We start from the raw sequence: 1,226 nt of genomic DNA, 5'->3' as shown, positions 1-1,226 counted from the left end.
CCGATTGAGAATCCATCGAAATGCTCGAGGAATTGATCTGCCAAGATGGCGTTAGAAGGAATCTCGCACATCATGATCAGACGCAAGCCATTGACACCGCGCTTGAGACCAAACTTGGCCATCATATCGATTACGCGCTCAGCCTGTTTGATGGTACGAACAAACGGCACCATGATCTCAACGTTATCCAAGCCCATATCTTCACGAACACGCTTCATTGCAGCGCACTCTAAAGCAAAGGCTTCGCCGAAATCTGCTGACACGTAACGGGATGCGCCACGGAAACCCAGCATTGGATTCTCTTCATCCGGCTCATAGCGTGAACCGCCAATCAGTTTTTTGTACTCGTTTGACTTAAAGTCAGACAAGCGAACGATTACTGGTTTTGGATAGAAAGCAGCAGCAATCGTTGCTACACCCTCAACCAATTTATCTTCGTAGAACTGACGTGGGCTTGCATAGCCACGAGCTACGCTCTCAACGGCACGCTTGAGATCAGGATCAATGTTTGGGTACTCCAATACAGCACGTGGATGTACGCCAATGTAGTTATTGATGATGAACTCAAGACGGGCCAAGCCAACACCCGCATTTGGGATTTGGCAGAAATCAAATGCCAACTGAGGATTACCAATATTCATGGTGATCTTAACTGGGATCTCAGGCAATACGCCACGAGATACTTCAGTCACTTCAGTTTCAATCAAGCCATCATAAATATGACCTTCGTCGCCTTCAGCACAAGAAACCGTCACCATCATGCCGTCTTGCAAATGCTCAGTCGCATCACCGCAACCAACCACCGCTGGAACACCCAACTCACGAGCAATAATTGCTGCGTGACAAGTACGACCACCGCGATTAGTCACAATCGCGGAAGCGCGTTTCATGACCGGCTCCCAGTTAGGGTCAGTCATGTCAGCAACCAAGACGTCGCCTGGCTGCACACGATCCATCTCGCTAGGATCACGAATTACGCGAACTGGACCCGCACCAATCTTTTGACCAATCGCACGGCCTTTGGCTAGAACCTTAGAAGTGCCCTTGAGTTTGTAACGCATTTCTACCTGACCAGCAGCCTGACTCTTCACTGTCTCTGGACGTGCTTGCAGAATATAAATACGGCCATCTTGACCATCTTTACCCCACTCAATATCCATTGGGCGACCGTAGTGTTTCTCGATGATGACAGCATATTTAGCTAACTCAGTAATATCGGCATCTTC

General features: G+C 48.7%; 1 protein-coding gene. It reads right to left on the bottom strand.

All coding sequences use genetic code 11. The annotated features are described in order from the left end of the window. Window positions 1-1,226, bottom strand: a 1,226-nt coding sequence (gene ppsA, locus B7Y67_RS18545) for a phosphoenolpyruvate synthase (protein WP_293599896.1), incomplete at both ends; no start/stop codon positions are given.

The organism is Polynucleobacter sp. 35-46-11, assembly GCF_002281105.1.
The sequence above is the reverse complement of the archived record's forward strand: the minus strand, read 5'-3'. Positions and strand labels throughout refer to the sequence as shown.